Origin of the sequence: Legionella antarctica (assembly GCF_011764505.1) — a bacterium.
In the GTDB taxonomy this organism is placed as follows: Bacteria; Pseudomonadota; Gammaproteobacteria; order Legionellales; family Legionellaceae; genus Legionella; species Legionella antarctica.
Map to the genome: position 1 here is coordinate 2,096,265 of NZ_AP022839.1, position 24,759 is coordinate 2,121,023.

Here is a 24,759-nt window from a genome sequence, read left to right on the forward strand (position 1 = left end):
TAATCGGTGATCACGATCAAGCGATAATCACTGATCACGGTAGGGCGATAATGACTGATCACGATGGGCAGGAATACCCACTAATAAAACTTCTATTAAACCAAAGTCGTTTATCAAGTACCTCAGATAATCATCGGAGCTAGTTGAGATTAAATCACCGGCTTATCCTACGCGCTGGTCTGAATCATCACAACGAACGCGAACAAGTTATCTGGATTTTCTATACTCGCGTATTTTTTTATCAGTATTATATTGTGAGAGGGAATATACAGCCCATAGGGCAGCAGGTATCCAGCCAATAAGAGTTATTTGCAATATTAAACATATAATACCTGCGAAGGGACGTCCAATAGTAAAAAATACAGTAAATGGTAAAAATATGGCTAGAAGCAAACGCATTTTGACTCCGATTGATTATGAATTTAATAGAATTGTATTCAATAGAAATTTTATAATCAATATTATAAGTTTTGATTATTAAAGGCTTAATTACCACGTATCTAATTCTTTCAGGTATTAAGTGCTTAACCTATACAGTCACATTATTCTCTGGAATCTCATATTTTACACTTTTCTACCGTCATAAATAATTATCAAGGTGGTATGGTTATTTTTTATGATTGCCCAACATGGCTGCAACGTTTATGTTATCTAAATCCATCTCAGGAGTCACTTTGGCGTCACTTCTAAATAACCCCCATCGACTTAGCAACGATGCAGTAGCGGAGATCGGGGCAATGTCACCACTATCCTGGTTTTCATTAAAATGATATGGCCACTCATCTGGCAATGGAGGTAAGGAGCCCATTTCAAAGTGATATGGCAATTCATATGGCAATGGAGGTAAGGAGTCCATCTCAAGGTAATATGGCCACTCATCTGGTAATGGAGGTAAGGAGTCCATCTCAAGGTGATATGGCCACTCATCTGGTAATGGAGGTAAGGAGTCCATCTCAAGGTGATATGGCAATTCATCTGGCAATGGAGGCAAGGAATCCATCTCAAAGTGATCTGGCCACTCCTCCAGGCTCTCTCCCTGGGGTGGTTTCTCTGGCAGAGTTATTAAGTCTAGTTCTACGGGAGTAGGAGCCTTTCTTTTTTTTCTTATATCAGGGATAGAAGAACTCGTCAGTTTTCTTTTATTTACGCGCCTGACTCCAGAGGTGGGTTCTTCCTCTTTTCCAGATGCACTGCGCTGTGGTAGTTCGTTTTTCGCTGTCATTTTTTCCTTACAGAAATACTTTAAATCAGTAAAGGTATCTATGTATAGATTTTGGACTTGTTTTTGGGTATGCGGCTTTATATTTTTGCACAAATCCTCAAGAAGTAATCCACTCTTGATTTCTTTACGTAAGTCTTCTTTACTCAAAATCGTGCCTAAAAAAGCAATATGAGAAGACCTGGAGTTACCATTTGCCAAAATGACAATAGAATCATGCGCCCCAGGATATGAGGAAATAAAATCACTAATAGAGATATCCTTGACCAGGTTAAACAGAGCATCTAAATTCTTGTAACCACTACCATGACCCACTGCAGCCACTATTTGATCGCGCGTAAAACCTGCGTTGGTTAACAAATTAAGGTCTGTTGTCTGGTTATCTTGGGTAGAGGGCAACAACAATTTTTTTAAGGCGTTTAAATTCCTGGAGCTAGCAGCATGTCTCAATACCTTCTCCAGATGATCACCGGTAAATCCTGCGTTGATTAACAGGTCAAGATCTGTTGTCTGGCTATCTTGTGTAGAGGGGAGTAACAGCATTTCTAAGGCAGCCAAATTAGTGGGGTGTCTGTTTATTCTTTGAATCTGATCATAGGAAAAGGGGCCATTTACTACTAATTTCTGGTAATTACCATCAGCTATATTAACTTTCATCTGCTTCTGTGCGCCTAAGAAATCCAGATGGTATCATATTTAAACGACCAGAGTGAACCAACAATTTTTGGTGTACATCCAGGGAGCGTTGGTATTTAAAAGAGGCTCATAAAAATTTATAATGTTAAGAAAAAGATGCAGTATAAGGGGCTTTGGAATATATTTTAATGCAGTGAAATGCTCAAACCAATATATTTTCACTGCATTGGAAGATCTAAAACGCGTTGTTTTCAAGAACCCTCTGAAGATTACATGGTGTTGTTCGCAATCTGTGCGTTATTCACTATTGGCTCTTCTGGTATCGGTGCAAATAACCCCAATTTATTCCTGGCCTCATAACTAAGCCTAGCCTTTTGGTACTGGATACATATTTCTTCCTGAACAGCACTTGGCATCATACCAACAGCACCATAGACTTTAACATTCCCACCAGGTTTTTTTTCAGATGAGTATTGTTTTACAGAAACAATGGCATCATGAAGATCGTTGATGAATTTCTTATCAAACTCTTCAACCAGAGTATGTACATGAGTGAGACATAAATGAAATCCAACAGGATTTTGCAGAAGGTTTAACTTCCAGCCACGTGCTTCCAGTTCATCAGCAATTAAATAAGGATTTAAAGTGTCGCTGCGAAAGCCCAATACGGACCATTTCGGATCACCATATACATAGATGTCATGCTGATTGACACCATTTTCTTGCCCACATAATTCAGACACTTTCGTTTGTATACTCTGACGAAGGCTTATAATATTTTCAGCGATTTCTATGTATTTTTTTCGTCCATAGTAAGACAGTGTAGCATAAACTTCGGCAACACGGGCGCCACTTGTTGAACCATCTAAAATGCCTGAAGTAGCATATAATCCACCACACCAATTCAGTGCTGAGTAAACAGAAAGCGCGGGCGAGTTCTCGCTAAAAAGACAAACAGATGTTCCTTTGGGACAACAGCCATATTTATGCAAATCAGCCGAGAGAGATGTCACGCCAGGAACACGAAAATCCATTGGGCTTTCTGAAGTATCCAGGAACGCAGTTACAAAACCACCTAAACAAGCATCGACGTGGAAAGGAATGTTTTTTTCTTGCGCCAATTTACCTAACTCATCAATTGGATCGTTAATACCATTCATGAACGAAGGAGCAGAACCTACCATTACTGCAGTATTAGCTGAGAGATACTGCCTCATAGTCGCAGCTGAAACTGCACCTGTTTTTTTATCAACAGGGACTATTATTAAGGTAGCTCCTGTTAGATCAGCCGCCTTCTTAAATGCTGCATGGGCAGTTTCGGGCACCACTATTTCCGGGTGCGTAATGCCTTTTGATCGAGCCTCGATAACATAAGCTGCCATTGCTTCAATGATACTTGTTGTTCCACCATGGGTTAGTAAACCATAACCTTCTGTTGAGTTATGAAATAGCTCTTGGCACCAACGTATAATTTCTGCCTGCATAGCATTAATACGTGGCCATTTATCATGCATGGGGTTACTTAATGCTGTTTTTCCATTTGTTTCTTTGAGTAATTCCGTAAGCTCTTGGGGATGGACGGCATAAAGTGCTCCAGAATCCTGACCATCACCAAGTTGAACAAAAAATTTTCTTGCCGTGTCACCATCTTTAATCAATTGGAAATTAAAACTGCATCTGCTCACATCGATATCAAATTCATTTAAAATTTCAACTACGGAACGGCCTTCTTCAGGAATTTTATCCAGAAGGGACATTTTAGCACGCTGTGCAGTCAACTTATCTTTGGTGGATTGAAGATTTTTATTAAGCTCCTGCTGCAGATATTTCTGGAGGGGAGGTAAATTCTTAGCTAACTCATACGCAGCATCAAGAATGCGCTGTTTCGGTGTGGCATTATTTCGCGCTCGATAAGTTCGGGCTATCCATGGGTTATGGTATTGATTGTAAAGAAAATAAAGAGAAGCAGTAACCATGACAATCTGATGGGCCGGCGTATGTTGAAATGTCTCATCAAAAGCCTCAATGCTGCTGGTTAGTAATTCTAGAATAGTATCAAACATATTTATAAAATCCATTTTGTCATAACGGCGGCTATCTTAAACGTTTTTTATCTTCGGCACCATATTTTAATTTAATAAAAAATGTATTTAATACTCATGGAAGAAACCACTCATGTTAAAAGAAAAACGAATTAGAATTAATTGAAACTAATCATGACCAAGAATAATGCATAAGTTTCTACTTTATGGTTCGCGTAAATAAGGGTATTTTTTTTTATTATATCGATAAGAAAAAAAAATTTGTCACTATACTAAGATTATGAGTTTTATTAGCAATTTGGAATTAAATAAAGGATTTTATCATGAATATTGAATTGAATTGGATAGATTATTCCTTTTTTATTCTGTTTATCATATCGATTGTCTTCGGTTTTATCCGTGGCTTTATCAGAGGTGTGGTGTCATTGCTTTTTTTGATTGCGGCTGTATATTTAGCTGTTAAATACGCACCCCAATTAGCAAATAGTGCGGGTCGTGAACAGACTACTTCCTATCTGATCCTGGTTGGTATTTTCCTCCTTATTTTCATCGTTACGATTATCATCGGTGGCTTAGTGAGCTATCTTTTAAATCTGGCATTTCAATTTGGTGGGCTAGGATTTCTTAACAGCTTTCTCGGTGGGCTATTTGGCCTTGTTCGAGCTGTAGTTATCAGTATCGGGATTATCTACGTTGTTCAGTTGACACCTGCAAGTAATAACCCAATGTGGCATAAATCGAAAATTGTTATGTATTTTCAACCAATGACAGCATGGCTGAAAATCAATATTTCATCAAAAATTGAAATGATAAAAGGACAAGTGAACAGAACAGTTCAGGGTGTAAATTTCAGAAATTAGGAAATAACTGAAATCCAAGTCAAACAAATACATTGCAGAGTAGGTCGTTCCTGAATTTCCGCAAGTGATATATATGTCAATCTCACAAATTGCTGGAAAGCATCAATCAGCATATTACTAATCATTGTTTATATCAGATCAAGTATTTTCCATTCAACCAGTATTTTTGCTGCTATTTGATGTGTTTTATGGTTGGTCTGTGTAATGGATCGACTTCGTGTAGTTTTTCCCAGTAACTGTCTTCATTACATTTTCTTTTCCAGAAAGAGGGCAGCAATCTCTTTGTATAAAGTTCGGTAGGTTGTATTGGTCCAGCCTGGGTAGGAATAGGTGACGTATTTCCAGCGTCGATGGATTTACTGGGTTGTCTTTTATACCCTGCTCGTTGATCCGTGGCTTTGGGTTTTTGTTTAGGAAATTCAGCTTGAGCTGAATGACTTCGCGGTCTTATAGAAGCAGATTTAATGGGGGTAAGTTGAGCATTATATTGCTCTGTGAGTAAATTAAAAGTACTTGTAAGATGCGGCTTTAACTTCTTTCTAGTTTGCATTTTTGTTAAAATAAATTTTTCCAGCATTTGTTCTTTTAAGACCACATTATCATAGGAATTATCACTTGGGTTCAGATCTTTACTTTTACTGAATCTATGTTTTTCACCAATTACTTCATTGAGGGACGTCATATCTTTTGCCAATAGAAATACTGGAGGAAAACTTTTCGGGTGTAAATTTTCCTGAATGTGTGAGCGAAGAACTTTGAAATTTTGAGATGGGAACAAAAGTGAGCAGAGTTGATTGTAATCTTTTTTAGTATTCTTAGGCAATTCATTACTTAATCGCAACTCTGAATCTACTTGTAAAAGACGCATTATTACTAAACTATTTGCTTCATAATTATGGTGCTTTTTCAGTAACAGGTCAGCGATTCCAACCCATCTTCTGAAAGCTTGTAGTTGTGCTTCCCTTTTAGAGTGCCCACAAATATCATCAGAAATAAATTTTTCCAGGATGTCTCGGCATGCAAAAAAATTTTTAAGTGGCTGACTAGCTTTCTTCAGGTCTGAGAACCCCGATGGATCAGAGAAATTTTTGCTCTTTAATGTTCTAATGACTTTTCTTAGTTGCCCGTCAACTAAATCTGCGTAGTCATGAACAAGGAGAGCCTCGGTGGCCCTGTATATTTTCTGAACTGATTCGCTTGTTTGAAGGGCTTTTTGACTTAATGGATCAGAAATTCTTTTGTCCCATTCCTGTGAGGCTAAAGGTTCACGAAGAAAGAGTTTATTTGATTTATACCAGTTTATGAACCAGTTTTTTGCATTAGCCATAGCATCTCAAAATCAATCAATGATTTCAAATTATGCTTTTTTTATTCTAAAAAAGCAACGCCCCAACAGTGCAACAAGTTGCCTTAAAATGCATGGTGCCTATAGAGAAAATGATAATTAGAAATTTTTTTATTGTGGAAGGATCTAAAAAGCTATTTTTAAGTTTGCAGTTTTTTAAAAGGGATAGGTTTATCTGGTTAGTACATTGCAAATATACATTGTGCTTGTGCGCGGCATGAATGTCATTGATTTGAGATCATCCTTGATCTAGCTAGTATATAAACATCCTGTCAACACTCTAGCCGCGCCAAACAAATACATTATATATTGAGTCTAATAAAAAGCTCTAAATACATCCGCTCGCATTATTGTAAGAGATATCTCAAAATAGTGTAGTAAAATACCCTATTAAACGACCAAAGCGGCATATCTTTATAAATCACAAATTGAATCTACTGACAAAACTAGCGTTGGCCTAAGAGCAAGCCATATCCTGACCACAGCAAACTGGTGATTTAATTTGGCCACAACCATTAGGGCATTTTGCTACCTGAATTTTATTTTTTCCTTCTGGTGTTATTGTTTCAGAAACCAGCGATTCATTACACTTACTGCACGCTATACCCTTAACACCCATACCACACACATTACATTTACATTCCATGACATTTCTCCATTTAAAATAACTTGTTTAGTATAGACCAGACAATTATAAAATCAAAAATAACGCAGGATGATTTTTTTGCTTAATAATTTTTCGATACCTTTTCTAATAAAATTTAAAACATATCAGTGTTTTTTAAACTGACATACAGCTTAAGCGGGAATTGCTGGGGCACCCAAAACTTTTTTGACTAAAAAACAATACAACGTCAAATATATGCTCATCGATAAGAGTAGAGGGTATATTGGACATGTCGGATCCATTGGTAGATTTATGGCATTGGATAATTCGTAAAGAAGCATCATTTCCCAAGGATAGTACTAATCCAATAGTGATTCAGAAGCTCGAAGAAACAATCCGTGCTTTAATTCAAATGATTCGAATACAAAAGCTAGTCCCGCTGGAAACAAAGCTGGCGCCAAGCGCCGCATCTTCTTCCATAAAGGATATTGATAATTGCCTTGCCTTTCTGAATTATTGTCAAACAACCCTCCAGTCTAATAGGAATGAGACCGCGTATTCACTTGCGCTTCGTTATTTTGTAGAGAAAGAGCAGGCAACAGTATGGCCTGAAGAAAAAATAAATGCCGTTTTTTCTCACTACCTGGAGCAGAATAAAGAGGATGCATTGGAGTTATATACAACTCATGAGGATTATTTTAACGAGCATACTCCAGGCATGAAAAATATTATCAGTAACATAGAAGTGACGCTTGAATTGGAACGCTTTCGTGAATTGCTGCGTTTAGAAAATAACCTTCTAGGAATTATCCCCTTAAGCACTCAACTGTTTGCCGAGCCAAATCAATTGGCAGCGTTTCTTCTGTTACTTTTAGAACGAGGTATTAGTACTGAAGAGCTGATTGAAAGCCATGTATTGCATACGTTCTTAGCCTACCACATCACCTCGCTATGCTCACCTGAGAGCGAAATCAAACAACTCTATAAGGTTCTTGGCTGGTATAAAACAGATGAATTAATCACCCAGGCACACACAACCACAGCCAGTATTGCCAATTACCATGTTGCCTATTCATTGACCGGCGAACAACAAGATATCTCTCCTCCTGCCCCCAATGCCTTGGAATCAAGCGTTACTTTTACCATTGATGAACAAAACTTCAGGAACCTGCATGCCCTGTTTGGCGATGCCTTTTTAACAACTGCCCTGCAATTTTTTCGTACGAATAAAAACGAGGGACTAGCCGGTTTATTAAGGCAAACATTTGATGAATTGATGTTAAAGCAGACAGCGCAATTCATTAATAACACGGCCACCACCAATCCTGCCTGGCTAGAAACGCTTGCTGAATTATTGAATGCCCCCCTGGTTATTAAACTGATTGATGCACGTTTTGGTGCTATTTTCTATCTGGCTCGATACAAACCTGAAGTGTTCGCACGTATAAACGACATAAGCGCCCTTAAAGCTTATATCGAAGACTTGTTGAAATCAGATACCTCTATTTATGAACAGTTAAATCAGTTAACTAACCTGCTGCAAACGTTTATAAATAATCAGGGAAACAAGGAGGCGCAAGCATTGCTCTATACCTCCATTCTGGATATCACTCTGGATAATACCAGATTACATGATTCATCAATCATTAATTTTTTATCAAAAAATGCAGGGAGTTATAAAGAACTTATCAGGCAACGTGCCCAAGACTTTTTCGACTTACTTTTCAATACAATTAAAAACAGCACCTTGTTAACGAATGCTTCAAAAGACGTGTTTATTGAGGTTGAAGACTGTTGGAAAGAAAACAATAGTAAATTTGCCTTACTCAGAGCAATTGATGATCAGTTGAGCAGCTCTTTTCCTTCGGATATCTATGCTCTTTACGGTTTTATCGTGGACATGGCCGTTAAAAAAGATGGTAACTTTAATTTATCTCAATTGCTTCAATCCTTATTGCCCCCAACAATAGAACCATCCAATGATGAGATCAGTATGCATGAAAGAGCACTTTTTGAATTAATGGCAACCATTGATGATGTTTCGGTGAGAGAGCAATGCATCGTTTTACTCGAGACAACACCTAGAAAGCAAGGTCAATGGCTTAACACGGAGTACGGTGGTGAATCTGTTGTTAGCCGCGCTGCCGCCGCAGGGAACGTTAGCGCTATCCACAAATTCCTGGAAATTGGAAGCATCGATTCATCTATAGTTAGCCAAGCTCTGAAAACTGCTGCTAAAGATGGATACTGGAATATTGTGCGGTCCTTTTGTGCTATGACAACCGACAGTAAGCCTAATCGTGAGGTTGTTTACGAGGCTTTAAAGCAAGCTTCTAAAAGCAAAGATTGGGATATTGTGCAATTTCTCTGTACCATGGCAACAGACAACAAGCCAGATAGCGAGGCTGTTGGCGAGGCTTTAGATCAGGCTTCTAGAACCGGACATTGGGATATTGTGCAATTCCTCGGCGCCATATCAACGGACAACAAAGCGTATCGTATGGCTGTTGAATTAGCTTTATGGGAAGCTGCTAGAGTCGGAAAGTGGAATGTTGTGCAGTTTCTCTGCGACCTAACAACGAGCAACAAGCCTGATTGGAATCTTGTACGATTCCTCCGCGCCATGACAACGTACAATAAACCAGATAGCAAGGCTGTTGGAGGAGCTTTAATGCAAGCTGCCGCAAACGGACCATTAGATATTATACAGTTGCTATATACTGTGATAACGGATAATAAACCAAGTAGCATCACTGTTAGCTCGATTTTAAAGGAAGCCTCTACAACCGGACATTGGGATATTGTGCAATTTCTCTGCGCCATGACAATGTACAAGAAACCAGATAGCGAGGCTGTAGGCACCGCTTTAATGCAAGCTGTTGCCCATGATCGATTAGACATTGTTCAGTCTATCTGTACCATGGTATGGGATAACAAGCCAACTAGCAAAATTGTTGGCAAGGCTTTAAAGCAAGCTATTATAATTGGACGATTAAATATCGTACAATTCTTCTGCGCTATGACAACGGACAACAAGCCAGATGGCAAGATTGTTGACGAGGCAGAGCAAACGAAATTACTATTTTCTTTGCAAGACCAAATTACCAAGTATAAAATCAATGGTCAGAATCTAACGGACATACATCCAAAATCTTACGATGGGAAAAGAGCTATAGAAACTGCCGATAAACTTACCCAACTAACATGTTCTTTATTTTATCAGCATAGCAATGCACAAGAATATAAACGTCTACGAAAATCGTTTGCACTCACTTTAAACCAGGCCTACGATCGAATGGGAAGTCATGGAGAAACAGAGAAAACAATTTTGGACAGTGTTACCAAAGCTGCAACAGAGGCCAGTGTAATTAGACGACCACTATTGACGGGAACCGGTTTTTTTAAACAAACAGAAATTAGGACGCTTGAAAAAAGTGTTAACTACTTAAGCCTTTCACCTGAGTAGCCATTCGCTCGTACAAAAAAGCAAGGGCCTGTTGTTGACAATATACCCTATACTTATTTTTTGACTAAAAATTCTATATGCCTATCAATAGGGTAGAGGTGTCCATCAGGTTACTGATAAATTAATTGATGACCTAATGTATAATAATAGACTCTGAAAAACTTTCTGTATAATTCCATCGATTAGGTCTGATTATTTTGATAATCAGACCTTGCCTGTAACTATAGTGAGCGGATTCAACTCGCTAATGCAACACTACTTTTTTATTTCGATTATGAAGTTAATAGTTTTATTTTCTACATTCATACACAATGCTAGAATCATCTTTATCAGGGCTTAGAGAACCATCAAAAGCCTTAATCGTTTTAATTTCTTGAAAACCAACTTCTTTAAGCATATCAATTAAAACTAAAGGATCATCGTAGATTCGAACATTAAAATTCTCAATTTCTGTTTGTATGATATGTCCTTTTTCTACTAGTTCATATCTATCTATAGAATAGCAAACATCATTTTCGTAATTTGTAAGCCGATTTACTAGAATAAAATTACCATCTGGTTTGTTGCATACCATACCCCTCCAAACACCAAGTTGATCGGGAACTATTTTAGATGTTTCAGCTTCAAATAATAAAATCCCATCATCATTTAAATGATCATAAAAAATATTTAATGCTTTTTTAACGGAGTCAAAACTAATAAGATGTCCAAATGAACCACTCGGGATAAAAATCAGATTATATCTTTGTCCTCTATTTAAATCCTCAATAAATCCTTGCCATATTTCTGGCTTAATATGTTGCATTTTTGCTTTTGTGTGTAAGGCGTTAAGCATATGCTTACTGGCATCAAATCCTACAACTTCAAGATTTTCTTTGAGGAGCGGAAGTAAAAATCGGCCTGAACCACACATAGGCTCCATAGCTATGCCACCAGCATTAGCCACGTAAGTGCGGTAAAATGCATAAGCATCTTCTGGTGGATGTGGTCTTATTAAATCATAAAATTCAGTACAAAGATTAAGATAACTATTTAGCTCATGTTGACTCATCAATTAATTTCCAAATGTCCATTAATAATTTCATTAGGCGTAAAATAATTTAGCGATTTTCTAGGTCTTGAGTTTAATTTATTCATTATAACAAGTAGCGTATTATCAGTCACGAAAACCAGGCTAGAACTCTTAGTAACATATTGGCGAACTAAACCTACAGTGGACCCCATTGTCAAGACAGCGATCCGTTTAATTTAAGATATAACTTTAATTCTACTTTCTTTCGTTGACGAGGGTGCGTAGCACACGAGTCAACCACAATAGCAGTTAATGAAACACCTGTTATTGAGCCTGTGGGTATGTGGGCGCGAAGCCATCGAGTGTGGTCAAGCGGTGGATAACGTCTTTTTGTTATCCATGGCTTGTCCACATGTCCCGAAGGGCGATGGCTGATCCGCAGGACGCGTCCACATATCCACAGGCATTCCATTACGCTGCAGCCTCATATAGGCCAGCATAAACCTCTGACGGCGTGTATATTCCAAATGATTGATGAGGTCTTTCGTCGTTATAAAACTTGAAATACACCCTTAAACCATTTCGTAGTGCTAAAACTGTTCCGTATTCTTTTATGTAAATATCTTCATATTTGACTGAACGCCATAGCCGTTCAATGAACACATTATCCATCCATCGACCTTTCCCGTCCATGCTAATTTTGATGTCATGGTCTTTTAAAACATCGGTAAACGCCTTACTGGTAAACTGGGAGCCTTGATCCGTATTAAAAATATCAGGCCTGCCGTGGAGCCTGATGGCGCTCTCCAACGCGCTTACACAAAAGTCATCATCCATGCTGTTTGATACCTTCCAAGAGAGCACCTTGCGGCTATACCAGTCCATTATTGCCACCAAATATACAAAGCCTCCTTGCATCCTAACGTAGGTAATATCGGTGCACCAAACCTGATTGGGTCGATCAATCACTAAACCACGTAGCAAGTAGGGATAAACCTTTTGTTCCTTGTTCTTTTTACTCGTATTCGGCTTTGGTGCCACTGAAACCAGACCCATGATCCGCATCAAACGCTGCACTCTCTTACGGTTAACGTCATGGCCAAGGCGACGTAAATAAGAACGCATCTTTCTGCTTCCATAGAAAGGATGGCGCATGTATTCCTCATCAATCAAGACCATCAAAGCCAGATTCTCTGGGCTCTCGGTACATATTCCTTCGCCAGCAGTGCGATAGTAGCTAGCGCGTGACAAATTAACCAATGCACATTGGCGTACGATGCTGAGTGTAGGGTGATTGACATCAATCATGGCTCGCTTCTCCCGCACGCTCAACTTAGATGACCGGTCTTTTTTTTAAGCCAGTCTAACTCAACCGCTAGCTGGCCTATTTGCGTGTATAATCGATCTCGTTCTTGTATGATGGAGTCCATGTCTTTGTCATGCTTGCCGCTAAACAATTGCTTGCTTCCATCCAGTAATTGTTTTTTCCACAGATTGATTTGTGTTGCATGCACCTCAAATTCAGATGCCAATTCATTGGTCGTCTTGTGACTTTTTAATGCCTCAATTGCTACCTTTGCTTTGAAGTCAGATGTAAATTTTTTTTTAGCCACTTGGTACCCCGTTTAACAATGGTTTCTATTTTACACCACTGTCTCATTTTTGGGGTCCACTATAACCATTAGTGTTCTCATTCAAGCCACGCTGCCATTCAGGTTGTATGACTTTTTCAGATACAGATTTAAAAACTGGAAAATTTAAGAAAAAAGGTTTTATCAAAGACTCATAGAAAGAATGGATTCGGATCTCATTAACTTTAGCCTATTAATACATTGAAACAAATTTGACATAACAACCATATCAACTAATATTATTATACAATGCGACCATTATTGAGGCTATATTTTGCATCTTTCCACTTCAGCAAAGCCTAAACTGACATTTAAGAGTTTAAAACAAATTGAAGATCCTGCTCTTTCTGAGAAGTGTCTGGGATTGGTAACTACTTGGTTCACAGAAGAATGGGGTTATATACATGATAAAGATAAAACCCAAGAACATGCCATTAAGACTCGGAAGAAAAATCTAAAAGAAAATGCAGATAAAATCCACATCGCTTTTTATGAAAAGCTCATCGTAGGGGCTTTTCGAATTGAAGAAAAAAAAATTGATGAAAATTTATTAATAAAAGAGCAGTTAAAGACCAGTGAAATATGGTTTATATATGTAGACCCTACTTACCGAAGCTTAGGAGCTGGACGCCAAATGGTTCAGGAAATCAAACGAATGTCTAAAGATGAAATGAAAGCTGGTATGGTTTTATTAGAAACCTTAAATCCTGGTTTAAACCACTTATATATGACGGAAGGAGGCAAAGTAGTTTGTGAAAATTCTTTAGATAATAATCCAACCGATGTCATTAAAATAGGTTTATGATAATTATTCATCGCATTGTAACATCCTGTATTATGATGCCCTCTCCGAATGGGGAGAAATGTGGTATGTTCTGGCATGTCATTTTTTAGTTTTTCTTATATATAATTGCAACACTTAACCCGATGATAGTGTTCGCACACAAAAATAGCTGAAGTAAAAGCAATGAAACTGACACAGAGGAGAAGGAAAACACTTCCGTACGAAAAAATCCAGCAAAGCAAAATAACATTCCTGATAAAAATACAGCAGCTATGGCACCGCACCAACCGAAGTGCACGCTAACATAAATAGTGATCAGCATTACTAACAGGGCCAGAACAATCGTTGATACGATTGTTTGAGTAAAGATAAGCGAAATCATAACCAATAATAACAATACAAATAAGACGTAGGTTTTTTTCAATGGTTTTGCAGCATAAAAATCGAGAAAATATGCATCAAAAGTAATTAACGCACAAGAAAAGATAAGAATTGCATTAAGGTTGGCTAGCCACCACTGTAACCAAAGTTGCAATGCTGAGGCCTCTACATGAAGCAGCAGCGTGTAACAGATATAAATTAACATAAAACTGATAATGCAGGTTAATATAGCAGTGTATATAACGAAGGTAACGAATTTCCCCAGTCGATAAAAAATAAGAGTGGGGCCCAAAAAGTGGTGACTAAACCAGAGAAGTAGTGTTGCTTGCAAAGAGAGCACTATTGCACAACAGATAGATACCAAAAAGCCTGCCTTTGCTAGGTAGTATGCCGAAAACGTACCTAACCAAATCCCTGGCATGACACTATACCCTCGTAAAAAAAGGTAAGCGCATGAGGTACCAGTAGCGAACCACAAAGGTGATAGATTTTGAGATAAGGTACTTAGATTTAAACCGATATACTGTAATATAAAAATAAAGATATTTTCTGTTAGCAACCGTAGGAGAAATAGTTTTTTTAATTTCCAAACTAAGTCATGATGTAATATCTTCGAGTTTTGGTTAACTACGAGCTGCATTTGATGCCACTTTTCTGTATCAGACAAGGGTAAAGGAAGTTTTAGGCTCATATAAATTAAGGCATCTAGTAACGTGTTATTTCATCAGGTTTCTACAACAGGCTTAAGTATTAATGATATTGATTCATTATGCCAACAATATTTGGCTATTCTATATCATGATGTTCAAAGGAGAAACGATCTTGTTATAAATAATATCTGTGAAACTTATGGTGAAATTCTCTATCCCAGTGTGGATAAGATACTATCAGTAATCCAGCCATCTGACAGTGATGTATTCGTTGATTATGGTTCAGGGCTTGGAAAGATGGTCATCCAGTTTTTTTTAAAGTCACGGGTTAAAGAAGCTTACGGTATAGAAATTTCCCCAGATCTTTATCAGCACTCTTTTAATGCCGCTCAGAGACTTCGCCATGAGCTTCCAGGCTTTTATCAATGCGGGCGAAAATTAACATTCTTTTTAGGTGACTTCTTGGAAGTGCATTTAGAAACAGCTACCATAGCGATGGTAACGTCAACGTGCTTCACCCAATCATTATTAAATCAATTGGGGAAAATAATTGAGCACACACCAAGTATTCATACAGTGTTATCATTGCGCCCTATTAGCATATTAGAGCGCCTTACGTTTAAAAAAACCATTCGTCTTGAATGTTCCTGGGATACAGAATTATGTTATGTTTACAGTGATAAATAGAAGATCTGGAGCAATAAGAATATCTGTAAAATAATTGGACCTCCAATGCCTTTTTTTTGTGCGCGGTATTTAAAGAAAAATTCAACAGCTTCTGATAAAATTGATTTGTATGATCCGCAGTTTTTAATATGTCATCAGATGATAAGGTGACCAAAAGAAACTCGTGCAATGAACTAAAATATCGTAAGATTAAAAAACATAATAGGCAGCGAGTGCATCCATGAATTCAACTTACACTGAAAAAAGCCTAGCAGCTATTGAGGCTCGGCTTTCTCAAATTGAGAACAGTCTGAATTTAAGTCATCCTTCCCAACCACTGTCTGTAAATAAGAACATGAATAAACCGGTACCTAAACCGATGTCGGGAAACTGGCTTGGTATAGTAGCCTCGGTCTGCTTTATTCTGGCTGCTGGCTTTATCATTAAATTATCCATTGCATCAGGTTGGTTAACACACGAAAAACAGCTTGGCCTTGCTACGTTATTTGGGCTGGCGCTTTTTACAGCAGGCATCCTGATCTCAAGTGCAGATAAAGTTTATGCCAGCTTTTTGCCAGCAGCCGGAGCTACTATTCTTTATATTACCTGTTTTGCTGCATATCAATATTATCTTCTGATCTCGTTCCAAACGGTTATTGCAATTACCAGTATGGTATCGGGGCTTTCCATTTGGTTTTACATTCGATTTAAGCACGATATTTACGCAATAATTGCTGCAATAGGAGCATATATTGCCCCTGTTATTTCAAATGTTGATGGAAACGTTATTTTTTCACTGTATTATTTTATTATTTGCTCCTTAACCTTTGCTACTCTTTCTATTTGGGTGCAGTCACGAACCTTAACTGTAGTTGCAGCCTATCTGGCGATTTCCATTACGGCCTGGGTGGGACTGAAGTTAGATCAAGACGGCTTAATAGCTATCGCTCTAGTGCTTAATTTTCTTATTTTTTCCATTGGATCTTATTTTCATACCCACCTGACCCATCAGGAATTAACCGAAAAAGAGTCGTGGAGTTTTTTCCCCGTCTTATTAATATTTTATGCGATGGAATATTATTTTATTGCCCGTATAGAACCCGCATTGGCTCCATGGGTCTCTTTGGCAGTAGCTGGAACTCTTATTGGTCTTTATCTGTCTGCAAAGAGATGGCTGCCAAACCGACAATTTAATAGTCATATCATGATATTAACCTTTGTAACTGTAGTTTTTTTCCATTCGGTGTATCTTGAACTGTTACCAGCAGTAATTAAACCCTGGCTTTTTGTCCTCATTGTACTCGGGTATGGTTTAAGTCATAGTACTGGTTATTTAAAGAAAGCTAATGCACAGCTGATTGTCCCGATTGTTGCTCTTTCTGCAATTATAGGGATCGAATATCTCAATATATTAAGCCATCTGATTTCACATTTTACCCTGCAATGGACGTTGGTTTCTTGGGCTTCTTTTGCCAGCATCTGGTTTGCATTTTTAAAACATCGACGAGAGTTAGCTCAAAAAGATGAATACAGTTATGCTCTTCTAGCCGCTGCTCATCTACTTTGTATTATGGGGCTTTATCAGATCACTATAAATTATGGGTCCCTTGCCGTTTCTTCCTCATGGCTTTTTTATGCCCTTATTGTACTTGTAATTTCCTTTATTAGGAACGATGTAATCATGGCTAAATCAGTGCTTATTGTTTTAAGCTTTGCGGCAGGAAAAGCATTGATTTATGATGCATCATCAACGCCAACAATCATTCGTACCTTATGCCTCATATTGACTGGCATTGTTCTTTATACTTCAGGTTTAGTGATCAGAAAAATGACTCAGTGGAAAGGAAAAATTCGTTAGCCCATGCAGAACAGAATCTAACCTTTAGAATCAAAAATAATCTAAAATTAAAATTAAAAGATGTGCTGTTTATTGCAAAAAATGTTGTCGAAGATATTTTTTAATGTTAGTCCTATACTTACACTAACTGTATTTATAATAAGAGCGGGTATGGGACGTTTAAATGATTTAATTATGGCAATTCTTAGTGGAATTTTGCTTTTGACGGTTAATCAATACCTTCCTCTCGCAGCTTTGATTAATCTTATCTTTAATTTTTTTATGATTATCATACTCGTTGTATATATTATGCAATTTCTGGCGCTAATAAACCCCGTACTCCCCTCTCCTAAAATATTTAAGTAACTATGGGCCCTTCTTGAAGAGGTATTTCGCAAACGCCACAAGAGACCTGTTGGGTATGGATGAGACCTATATTAAAGTAAAAGGGGTTCTGCGCAGGAAGGTACGAAATTTCCCACTATGTGCTTAAAATCCTTTACCGGACTGGGCTATAAGCGAGAAATTGATTTTCATCTGTCTAAATTATTGTGGTGCAACCTTTTGTAAATAATAGTATTTCTACTTTCTACTTTTTCATTTAATCTAAGTTCGTCTTTTATTTGTTTAACAATAATCTTTGTCAGACCTCCAAGGCTTCACACAACTTCTAGAGGCCTGATCCAGGTTATTATTTTGTAAAGGCCATTACTTGTTCAGATATGTAGATTGATTTCAGACAATCTGCCATTGACACACTTTCGTCCAATCTTTCAATGCTTTTTTGTGGTAGAATTTCTTTAAATTTATCTTGAATTGATTCATGGTATTGTCCATCTTTAAAGCCATTTTTATACAATTTTTCAAACAAAAGACTTGCTTTTGAGGCATCTTCATTTTCTTCAATCAGACCTTGCCCAATTATGTTTACTATAGATTTGAATTTTTCAATACTCGTTATACATCCATCAACTAAAAATCCACCCACTCCTGCATCTGCTTGACTGTAATTCCACTCTGCATTCTCATAACATCTATAAGCATTTGCCAAATATTTTAAAATAGTATCTTTATTGCTATTCTCTTTTTTTGCAAACATGGTTTAAACCTCATAATACAATTAATTATAGTTAACTCACAATTAGCCTACGAGCAAAATGTGGGTGTGTGATATGGGTCCGCATGTCTGGAACAAAATTAAGGAAAAATAAGAGCTATTCATCCATCATTTATAGTTAAAAATTCACTCAAATTAACCTATTTAAACCTACTCAATACCGTATGAATAGTGATTGCTACTACGAATTGTCTTAGGTCATTTTACCACAACTCTATCAGAATGACTTATCCACAAGTCCACAGGTCAGGAGAGCTTCACTTTCTCGTATAGGCCTGTGGGCCTTGTGGGTAAGTCATGACGCTCTCATTTAGGGTTTATGGTCTTTTCCGGCCATAATACACCTCTGCGGGCGTTAAATAATTAAAGGACTGGTGAAGCCTTCGGTTATTATAATACTCAAAATACTCCGTTAAGGCCAGCTCAACCTCTTCAATTGTATCAAAATCATACCGGTAGATTTTTTCTTGCTTAACACTACGCCACAATCGCTCGATAAATATATTATCTAAATAACGTCCTCGCCCATCCATGCTGATAGAAATGTGGTGAGATTTTAGCGTATTTATCCAATCTTTTGAGGTAAATTGAGAACCCTGATCCGTGTTAAAGATCTCACAACGCGAATGCAGCAAAGCGTTTCTAAGCGCCTCAATACAAAATTCAGCCTCCATAGTAGGTGAAATAGCCCATCCAATCACATAACGACTATACCAGTCCATAATAGCTACTAAATACACATGCTTTCCTTTCATGCGGATGTAGGTGATATCTGCGGCCCAAACCTGATTTGGTTTGGTGATATCCACCTCTTTTAATAAATAAGGGAACACCTCATGCTCCTTATTGGGAACGCTTGTATTTGGCTTTGGGTAAACAGTCGATAACCCCATCATTTCCATCAACTTTTTTACTCGACGTTTACCAACAGGATAGCCTACTTCTTTTGACAGCCATCTTGCCCGCTTAATTTTACCTTCACATGGATACTGCAGATAGTGCTCATCAAGTAGCGCCATAAGCGCTTCATCTTCGACAGAAATGGGCTTGGCACTATAATAATAACTTGAAACAGGCAAGTCTAATAGCAAGCATTGTTCACGAATGGTGAGCTCGGCAAGAGGATCAATCATGACGCGCTTTTCATCCAGACTAAAGTTCATGCTTTTTTTTTAGCCAAGATAGCTGCGCTTGAAGTCGACCAATTTCTTGATATAATGCCTCAACAAGCTGCTCTTGGGACTTGGCTTCTTTTTCATTAGCCCCAGAGAATAAATCGTTAATGGCTTTGATGGCCGATTGCTTCCAAGTTTTTACCTGCGTTGCGTGAACACCGTATTCACTGGTAATTTGCGCTTGTGTGAGTTTCCCCTCAATCGCAGCTAGCGTTATTTTTGCCTTCTTGGCCGCCGTATAATAAGCTCGCTTTTTAGACATTTTATTCTCCTCTTTGTATTAAGAAGAATAGCTCTTAAAAAACCTTTTTTTGTGTCCAGAAAACCGCGCCTATATTAGTGATTACTATTGTTTTATTCAATTCGCTAATGATGTTATATAGCTGTAATGTAAAAAAACAATGGGTCATATTATATCATGATTGATTAAATTAAAAACATATATTCGAAAGCACCGATCAATCATAAACAAATTTACCAAAGCTAGAGGTTGAGCATGAGGCACAATTCCATTATAAATGTGCGGATATAAATTTTTGCGGAGTTGCTCAACAATGACACCCGAGACTATATCCGTTTTAGCTGCTTTTGCACCTTTATTGCGCCTAATGAATCAATTTTCTTAGCAACTAATTAACCCGATTGCAACGTGTATCAAAACAATTATGCCCACTATTGTTACTTTCACCTTGTAAGCTTTGGCTATCAAAAAATAAATGATTGTTAAATGAGGCAGATGATCTTGAGGAATAGAACCTAGTTTGTCTTTCTTGGAAGCACACAGTTTCTTTTATCTGGGTAGAGATATCCTGGACAGGGTGATAGCCAGGAGATTCAATATGTGTCGTTACGTAAGGAGTTACATCATCTCTACCAATCTCAACCTCTTCAATGCTTAAAGCAGAAAAAGTAGTTTCGAATGTGGATAGGACTTTGGTATTGTGCTCAGCCTTAAATTCCACCCGTGTTTTTTCTTGCTGTAGTACCTCTTGAACAGTAAGAGTATATCGATACTCACTGGGTAAACCTGAATCAATTAATTGCCGATCACCATTTGGAGTCGTAATATATATATCCCCACGTTTTTTGACTTTGTTGTCTTCATAAATATAGGGAATAAAAAGCACGGCATTATAATATTGAAGGTTTAGGGTATTGAAATCCTTGCCTAATTCATGAGCAAAGTTTATAGCTAACAATTCATTAGTATTATTTTCTTCGCAAATAAAAAGCTTCATAGCATTTAAATTTTTAGCTAATTCGGGATTGAATCCACTTTTTTTCAAGCGTGAAACGATTGCCTTTACACTGAGAAAATAAGGGGTTTCCTTCAATTTGTAGAAGTAATCATTAATATTACCCACAAGGTTAGGATCTCCAACGCCGTCAGCCATGACATAGAGCGTGGTGTCTAAGGGGCAGTTGTCTGTAGTAAAGTGAAATTGCACATCGTAACCCTCGTAATCTTCATCATGTTCATCAGAATTTCGATATATGATCACATCTGGAACTTTTTCTAACTTATTGCCTTTTTTTAAATTATTAATATAGGCGCGGTTTTCTGGACACAAAAAAAGGTTTTTTAAGAGCTATTCTTCTTAATACAAAGAGGAGAATAAAATGTCTAAAAAGCGAGCTTATTATACGGCGGCCAAGAAGGCAAAAATAACGCTAGCTGCGATTGAGGGGAAACTCACACAAGCGCAAATTACCAGTGAATACGGTGTTCACGCAACGCAGGTAAAAACTTGGAAGCAATCGGCCATCAAAGCCATTAACGATTTATTCTCTGGGGCTAATGAAAAAGAAGCCAAGTCCCAAGAGCAGCTTGTTGAGGCATTATATCAAGAAATTGGTCGACTTCAAGCGCAGCTATCTTGGCTAAAAAAAAAGCATGAACTTTAGTCTGGATGAAAAGCGCGTCATGATTGATCCTCTTGCCGAGCTCACCATTCGTGAACAATGCTTGCTATTAGACTTGCCTGTTTCAAGTTATTATTATAGTGCCAAGCCCATTTCTGTCGAAGATGAAGCGCTTATGGCGCTACTTGATGAGCACTATCTGCAGTATCCATGTGAAGGTAAAATTAAGCGGGCAAGATGGCTGTCAAAAGAAGTAGGCTATCCTGTTGGTAAACGTCGAGTAAAAAAGTTGATGGAAATGATGGGGTTATCGACTGTTTACCCAAAGCCAAATACAAGCGTTCCCAATAAGGAGCATGAGGTGTTCCCTTATTTATTAAAAGAGGTGGATATCACCAAACCAAATCAGGTTTGGGCCGCAGATATCACCTACATCCGCATGAAAGGAAAGCATGTGTATTTAGTAGCTATTATGGACTGGTATAGTCGTTATGTGATTGGATGGGCTATTTCACCTACTATGGAGGCTGAATTTTGTATTGAGGCGCTTAGAAACGCTTTGCTGCATTCGCGTTGTGAGATCTTTAACACGGATCAGGGTTCTCAATTTACCTCAAAAGATTGGATAAATACGCTAAAATCTCACCACATTTCTATCAGCATGGATGGGCGAGGACGTTATTTAGATAATATATTTATCGAGCGATTGTGGCGTAGTGTTAAGCAAGAAAAAATCTACCGGTATGATTTTGATACAATTGAAGAGGTTGAGCTGGCCTTAACGGAGTATTTTGAGTATTATAATAACCGAAGGCTTCACCAGTCCTTTAATTATTTAACGCCCGCAGAGGTGTATTATGGCCGGAAAAGACCATAAACCCTAAATGAGAGCGTCATGACTTACCCACAAGGCCCACAGGCCTATACGAGAAAGTGAAGCTCTCCTGACCTGTGGACTTGTGGATAAGTCATTCTGATAGAGTTGTGGTAAAATGACCTAAGACAATTCGTAGTAGCAATCACTATTCATACGGTATTGAGTAGGTTTAAATAGGTTAATTTGAGTGAATTTTTAACTATAAATGATGGATGAATAGCTCTTATTTTTCCTTAATTTTGTTCCAGACATGCGGACCCATATCATATATCTCCATTCCATAGCTCGTATGTAGAGAGAGAAATTATTCTCTGTTGCAGAAAATGGAATAAATAAAATATTTTTTTTGGGCATACTACTTTCTCAATAAAGAATTGGTAGGTGTCTTTTTTTTATACAGGTAGTGTATCAAACAATTATTAAGATAAGATTAAATTGAGTATCCGGAAAACACAATTTCCTTAAAAGTTTAAATTAAAATCGCTTTGCACTAATTTATCACAAGAATTATCTGCATAGCCACGATAAATAGGACACTGATGGTAATCCCCCCATTTTTAATTGTAGCTAAAAGTAGAGGGTTAGGCAGCTAGCGGAAAGATAAGACTTCATGTTGTTGATTGTTAGGGTTTAAATTCAAATTCTACAGCTTGAACTTCTATACTTTCCAGCTCTCTTTCTGATATATTATAATTTTTCTTAACAAAACTATCTACAGCTTCTTCTATGAGTTTCAAACGAGGATTGTCGGAACCTATCGACACAAGTTTTTGTATGGCCTCTGTCATCAAAGGAACAAAAAAAACTGATTCGTTATTTTTAATTTCCTGTTTCTGAGTTGTATGGATTAATCGTAAAAGAAAAATTAGTATTTCTGTCTGAGCAGATGTAAATTTGTTAAAGCCAAACAGGTAGGAAGCCTCTTGGATTTGATGATGAATAAATTGACGTAATCTCTCTATGCCCTCGTTTATTTCATTCTTTTCTTTTTTTGGCTTTAGTTGATCGGTGATTCCCACTTTATCTGATTTTAATGTATAAATTTTGCCATTTTCAATTAATTGATTTTCCGTTTTAATTATTTTACAAAAAGCTTCTAAACGATTTGAAAACCCTTCATTCATCTGTCTGCATGCATCTAGTGTTGCAATTACATCTGAAGGCCACTGAATTCCTGATAGACGCACATATTCAGCAGCATCTAAAGCTATATCTCGATCGGTTTTTATATATTCAGCAATTTTCTCAATTTTTAGAAAATCTTGCTCGTCAAATTGCCCTTTTTGAGCAATGATCTTGTTTAATATATTTAATAAAGGTTCCATCGAGTCTACGGGGAGATTTAAAAAGTATCGACCATTAATATAGGTTTCAATGATATTTAATAAGACAGTGAGTCTCTCTGCATGCTTGAGTGATGGTGTTACCCCGATTATTTCATGTGTTAAATCAATTTTGTCGAACAGTTGATCTCTTATTTTATAGTTCTTTAAGTCAATTTGTAAAATTATTGCCGGATAGATCTTATCAGTTTGTTTTAATACAATTTCTGATTTTTTATATAGCTTTTCGTTCTTATTAGACTGTATACCCATACTAGCTAATTTTATGAAGTCTTCTTTGGTATAATTTTCCAGTTTTATTTCTGGCTTAGGATGGGATAAATGGTAAAGATCATATAAGTGTTTATCAATTTTTAAAGTTTGATTAAGGTCATTTTTGATAAAAGCAAACTTTTCACCAAGGGGGGTGCTATTATTATAAGTATGTAGTTTACTTACATCAAGAAAAGTTCTTAACCCTCGTAGAACTGGGAATGAAAACCATTCTAGAAAGGTGTCAGGTGGATTTTCCTTACCTAAATATGCTTTGTGTAATAAGGTATCGAACGTACTGAGGCTGTAAATTTTTTCTCTATTCCGCATGTAAACAAACCCTTTTCTTGCAGTAATTTTAAAGGGTTTGTCTTTAAATAACTCTAACATCTGCTCAGCGATTGAAGGGAATTCTTTTGTCTCTGCTCCAGCCTCACATATTATCAAAGAAATTGTTGTTTTAGTTATATTTTTTTTTAAAATATCTGATTCAATCAATGCAGTCACTTCGTCAATGGAGTACGATTGCAATGTACAGTTTTTGGTTACAGAGGATAAAATATGATGTGAGCTGCTATATGGAGAATGACCTAAAATTTCAACATTCAATGTTCCTTCACTCAGTGCTTCCTCTATGTATTCATCTAGAGAATCATAAATTGCTGGAGCAATAATAGGCTCACCCTTCTCACTGTTACAAAAATATTGAAGCTCCTTCACTATTTTAAGAACCCCATCCTCATCTCGACGTGCAATCAGTAATACATCGCCAATATTGAGTCTTAATGGACCAGCTAGGTCATCGGCAAAATTAAGAACAACACGACGTTTCATTAGTTAACCTCAGAGTTAATGTAGATGACCTAACTAAAAAGCAATTTAACTGCCTCCTTAAAATGAGAAGACATGATAAATGTTTTTATTTATGCACTTTGGAAGTTCTGAGTATTGAGAAATTGTGATCAAAACTAAACTTCTAAGTATAATTATAGATAA

At 37.4% G+C, this 24,759-nt stretch carries 19 protein-coding genes and 2 pseudogenes; 8 read left to right on the forward strand and 13 right to left on the reverse strand.

Annotation, left to right across the window (positions count from 1 at the left end; genetic code table 11):
• Positions 1 to 207: 207 nt before the first annotated feature.
• The 3 genes from HRS36_RS10035 to HRS36_RS10045 all read right to left on the reverse strand — a co-directional run bounded on the left by HRS36_RS10035 (position 208) and on the right by HRS36_RS10045 (position 3,918).
• Positions 208 to 399, reverse strand: coding sequence for a YqaE/Pmp3 family membrane protein (locus tag HRS36_RS10035; RefSeq protein WP_173237203.1), 192 nt, complete (start codon positions 397 to 399; stop codon positions 208 to 210).
• Between the two features lie 208 nt (positions 400 to 607).
• A complete protein-coding gene (locus HRS36_RS10040) occupies positions 608 to 1,876 on the reverse strand; it encodes a hypothetical protein (RefSeq protein WP_173237204.1) in 1,269 nt (422 codons plus the stop codon).
• A 248-nt stretch (positions 1,877 to 2,124) separates the two neighbouring features.
• Positions 2,125 to 3,918, reverse strand: a complete 1,794-nt coding sequence (locus HRS36_RS10045; RefSeq protein ID WP_173237205.1) for a pyridoxal phosphate-dependent decarboxylase family protein — start codon at positions 3,916 to 3,918, stop codon at positions 2,125 to 2,127.
• A 302-nt stretch (positions 3,919 to 4,220) separates the two neighbouring features.
• On the opposite strand from HRS36_RS10045, the gene HRS36_RS10050 reads away from it, so the two are divergent.
• Positions 4,221 to 4,757, forward strand: coding sequence for a CvpA family protein (locus HRS36_RS10050; protein WP_173237206.1), 537 nt, complete (start codon positions 4,221 to 4,223; stop codon positions 4,755 to 4,757).
• A gap of 172 nt (positions 4,758 to 4,929) precedes the next feature.
• Here the strand turns inward: HRS36_RS10050 and HRS36_RS10055 are convergent, their stop codons facing one another.
• Positions 4,930 to 6,084 carry a RasGEF domain-containing protein gene (locus tag HRS36_RS10055; protein WP_173237207.1) on the reverse strand — a complete coding sequence of 385 codons (1,155 nt, stop codon included), beginning with the start codon at positions 6,082 to 6,084 and terminating at the stop codon, positions 4,930 to 4,932.
• 914 nt (positions 6,085 to 6,998) lie between these two features.
• Here HRS36_RS10055 and HRS36_RS10060 point away from each other — a divergent pair.
• Positions 6,999 to 10,175, forward strand: a complete 3,177-nt coding sequence (locus HRS36_RS10060) for an ankyrin repeat domain-containing protein (RefSeq protein WP_173237208.1) — start codon at positions 6,999 to 7,001, stop codon at positions 10,173 to 10,175.
• Positions 10,176 to 10,464: 289 nt separating this feature from the next.
• Here the strand turns inward: HRS36_RS10060 and HRS36_RS10065 are convergent, their stop codons facing one another.
• The 3 genes and pseudogenes from HRS36_RS10065 to HRS36_RS10070 form a co-directional block, all read right to left on the reverse strand.
• Complete coding sequence (locus HRS36_RS10065) at positions 10,465 to 11,226, reverse strand: class I SAM-dependent methyltransferase (RefSeq protein WP_173237209.1); 762 nt, start codon at positions 11,224 to 11,226, stop codon at positions 10,465 to 10,467.
• Positions 11,226 to 11,393 (reverse strand): annotated as a pseudogene (locus HRS36_RS19055) (IS30 family transposase); the annotation flags it as partial. The gene HRS36_RS10065 and the pseudogene HRS36_RS19055, both read right to left, overlap by 1 nt.
• 265 nt (positions 11,394 to 11,658) lie before the next feature.
• Positions 11,659 to 12,800 (reverse strand): annotated as a pseudogene (locus HRS36_RS10070) (IS3 family transposase).
• A gap of 292 nt (positions 12,801 to 13,092) precedes the next feature.
• Here HRS36_RS10070 and HRS36_RS10075 point away from each other — a divergent pair.
• Positions 13,093 to 13,623 (forward strand): GNAT family N-acetyltransferase, encoded by a 531-nt coding sequence (locus HRS36_RS10075; RefSeq protein WP_173237210.1) that lies wholly within the window; start codon positions 13,093 to 13,095, stop codon positions 13,621 to 13,623.
• 85 nt (positions 13,624 to 13,708) lie between these two features.
• Here the strand turns inward: HRS36_RS10075 and HRS36_RS10080 are convergent, their stop codons facing one another.
• The gene (locus HRS36_RS10080; RefSeq protein WP_338033691.1) at positions 13,709 to 14,674 is read right to left on the reverse strand and encodes an MASE1 domain-containing protein; all 966 of its coding nucleotides are present in this window, start codon (positions 14,672 to 14,674) and stop codon (positions 13,709 to 13,711) included.
• 22 nt (positions 14,675 to 14,696) lie between these two features.
• Between HRS36_RS10080 and HRS36_RS10085 the strand changes: the two genes are divergently transcribed.
• The 3 genes from HRS36_RS10085 to HRS36_RS19060 all read left to right on the forward strand — a co-directional run bounded on the left by HRS36_RS10085 (position 14,697) and on the right by HRS36_RS19060 (position 17,502).
• Entirely contained in the window at positions 14,697 to 15,320 is a 624-nt protein-coding gene (locus HRS36_RS10085) for a class I SAM-dependent methyltransferase (RefSeq protein ID WP_173237212.1), read from the forward strand.
• Between the two features lie 220 nt (positions 15,321 to 15,540).
• Positions 15,541 to 17,157 (forward strand): DUF2339 domain-containing protein, encoded by a 1,617-nt coding sequence (locus HRS36_RS10090; protein WP_173237213.1) that lies wholly within the window; start codon positions 15,541 to 15,543, stop codon positions 17,155 to 17,157.
• Positions 17,158 to 17,331: 174 nt separating this feature from the next.
• Positions 17,332 to 17,502: a Thivi_2564 family membrane protein gene (locus tag HRS36_RS19060; protein WP_420814330.1), complete on the forward strand. Its 171-nt coding sequence runs from the start codon at positions 17,332 to 17,334 to the stop codon at positions 17,500 to 17,502.
• 325 nt (positions 17,503 to 17,827) lie between these two features.
• Here HRS36_RS19060 and HRS36_RS10095 read toward each other — a convergent pair whose 3' ends face one another.
• From HRS36_RS10095 to HRS36_RS10110, 4 genes are all read right to left on the reverse strand, one after another.
• Positions 17,828 to 18,235, reverse strand: a complete 408-nt coding sequence (locus HRS36_RS10095; protein ID WP_173237214.1) for a hypothetical protein — start codon at positions 18,233 to 18,235, stop codon at positions 17,828 to 17,830.
• A 335-nt stretch (positions 18,236 to 18,570) separates the two neighbouring features.
• A complete protein-coding gene (locus HRS36_RS10100; RefSeq protein WP_173235473.1) occupies positions 18,571 to 19,416 on the reverse strand; it encodes an IS3 family transposase in 846 nt (281 codons plus the stop codon).
• On the reverse strand, positions 19,406 to 19,690 hold the full coding sequence (locus tag HRS36_RS10105) for a transposase (RefSeq protein ID WP_173235475.1): 285 nt from the start codon (positions 19,688 to 19,690) through the stop codon (positions 19,406 to 19,408). The genes HRS36_RS10100 and HRS36_RS10105 overlap by 11 nt, the downstream gene beginning before the upstream one ends.
• Positions 19,691 to 20,057: 367 nt before the next feature.
• Positions 20,058 to 20,999: a hypothetical protein gene (locus tag HRS36_RS10110; RefSeq protein ID WP_173237215.1), complete on the reverse strand. Its 942-nt coding sequence runs from the start codon at positions 20,997 to 20,999 to the stop codon at positions 20,058 to 20,060.
• 49 nt (positions 21,000 to 21,048) lie between these two features.
• Between HRS36_RS10110 and HRS36_RS10115 the strand changes: the two genes are divergently transcribed.
• Together HRS36_RS10115 and HRS36_RS10120 are read left to right on the forward strand one after the other, a co-directional pair.
• Positions 21,049 to 21,333, forward strand: a complete 285-nt coding sequence (locus tag HRS36_RS10115) for a transposase (RefSeq protein ID WP_173235475.1) — start codon at positions 21,049 to 21,051, stop codon at positions 21,331 to 21,333.
• A complete protein-coding gene (locus HRS36_RS10120) occupies positions 21,323 to 22,168 on the forward strand; it encodes an IS3 family transposase (protein ID WP_173235473.1) in 846 nt (281 codons plus the stop codon). Before HRS36_RS10115 ends, HRS36_RS10120 begins: the two co-directional genes overlap by 11 nt.
• Before the next feature lie 623 nt (positions 22,169 to 22,791).
• Here the strand turns inward: HRS36_RS10120 and HRS36_RS10125 are convergent.
• Positions 22,792 to 24,597, reverse strand: a complete 1,806-nt coding sequence (locus tag HRS36_RS10125; protein WP_173237216.1) for a hypothetical protein — start codon at positions 24,595 to 24,597, stop codon at positions 22,792 to 22,794.
• Positions 24,598 to 24,759: the final 162 nt, after the last annotated feature.

Bases quoted from the DNA above. Each gene is read 5' to 3' on its own strand.
- HRS36_RS10120 (WP_173235473.1), top strand. From the start codon at position 21,323: ATGAACTTTAGTCTGGATGAAAAGCGCGTCATGATTGATCCTCTTGCC.
- HRS36_RS19060 (WP_420814330.1), top strand. From the start codon at position 17,332: ATGGCAATTCTTAGTGGAATTTTGCTTTTGACGGTTAATCAATACCTT.
- HRS36_RS10050 (WP_173237206.1), top strand. From the start codon at position 4,221: ATGAATATTGAATTGAATTGGATAGATTATTCCTTTTTTATTCTGTTT.
- HRS36_RS10040 (WP_173237204.1), bottom strand. From the start codon at position 1,876: ATGAAAGTTAATATAGCTGATGGTAATTACCAGAAATTAGTAGTAAAT.
- HRS36_RS10095 (WP_173237214.1), bottom strand. From the start codon at position 18,235: ATGTTTGCAAAAAAAGAGAATAGCAATAAAGATACTATTTTAAAATAT.
- HRS36_RS10045 (WP_173237205.1), bottom strand. From the start codon at position 3,918: ATGTTTGATACTATTCTAGAATTACTAACCAGCAGCATTGAGGCTTTT.
- HRS36_RS10035 (WP_173237203.1), bottom strand. From the start codon at position 399: ATGCGTTTGCTTCTAGCCATATTTTTACCATTTACTGTATTTTTTACT.
- HRS36_RS10115 (WP_173235475.1), top strand. From the start codon at position 21,049: ATGTCTAAAAAGCGAGCTTATTATACGGCGGCCAAGAAGGCAAAAATA.
- HRS36_RS10125 (WP_173237216.1), bottom strand. From the start codon at position 24,597: ATGAAACGTCGTGTTGTTCTTAATTTTGCCGATGACCTAGCTGGTCCA.
- HRS36_RS10065 (WP_173237209.1), bottom strand. From the start codon at position 11,226: ATGAGTCAACATGAGCTAAATAGTTATCTTAATCTTTGTACTGAATTT.
- HRS36_RS10060 (WP_173237208.1), top strand. From the start codon at position 6,999: ATGTCGGATCCATTGGTAGATTTATGGCATTGGATAATTCGTAAAGAA.
- HRS36_RS10055 (WP_173237207.1), bottom strand. From the start codon at position 6,084: ATGGCTAATGCAAAAAACTGGTTCATAAACTGGTATAAATCAAATAAA.
- HRS36_RS10080 (WP_338033691.1), bottom strand. From the start codon at position 14,674: ATGAGCCTAAAACTTCCTTTACCCTTGTCTGATACAGAAAAGTGGCAT.
- HRS36_RS10105 (WP_173235475.1), bottom strand. From the start codon at position 19,690: ATGTCTAAAAAGCGAGCTTATTATACGGCGGCCAAGAAGGCAAAAATA.
- HRS36_RS10100 (WP_173235473.1), bottom strand. From the start codon at position 19,416: ATGAACTTTAGTCTGGATGAAAAGCGCGTCATGATTGATCCTCTTGCC.
- HRS36_RS10090 (WP_173237213.1), top strand. From the start codon at position 15,541: ATGAATTCAACTTACACTGAAAAAAGCCTAGCAGCTATTGAGGCTCGG.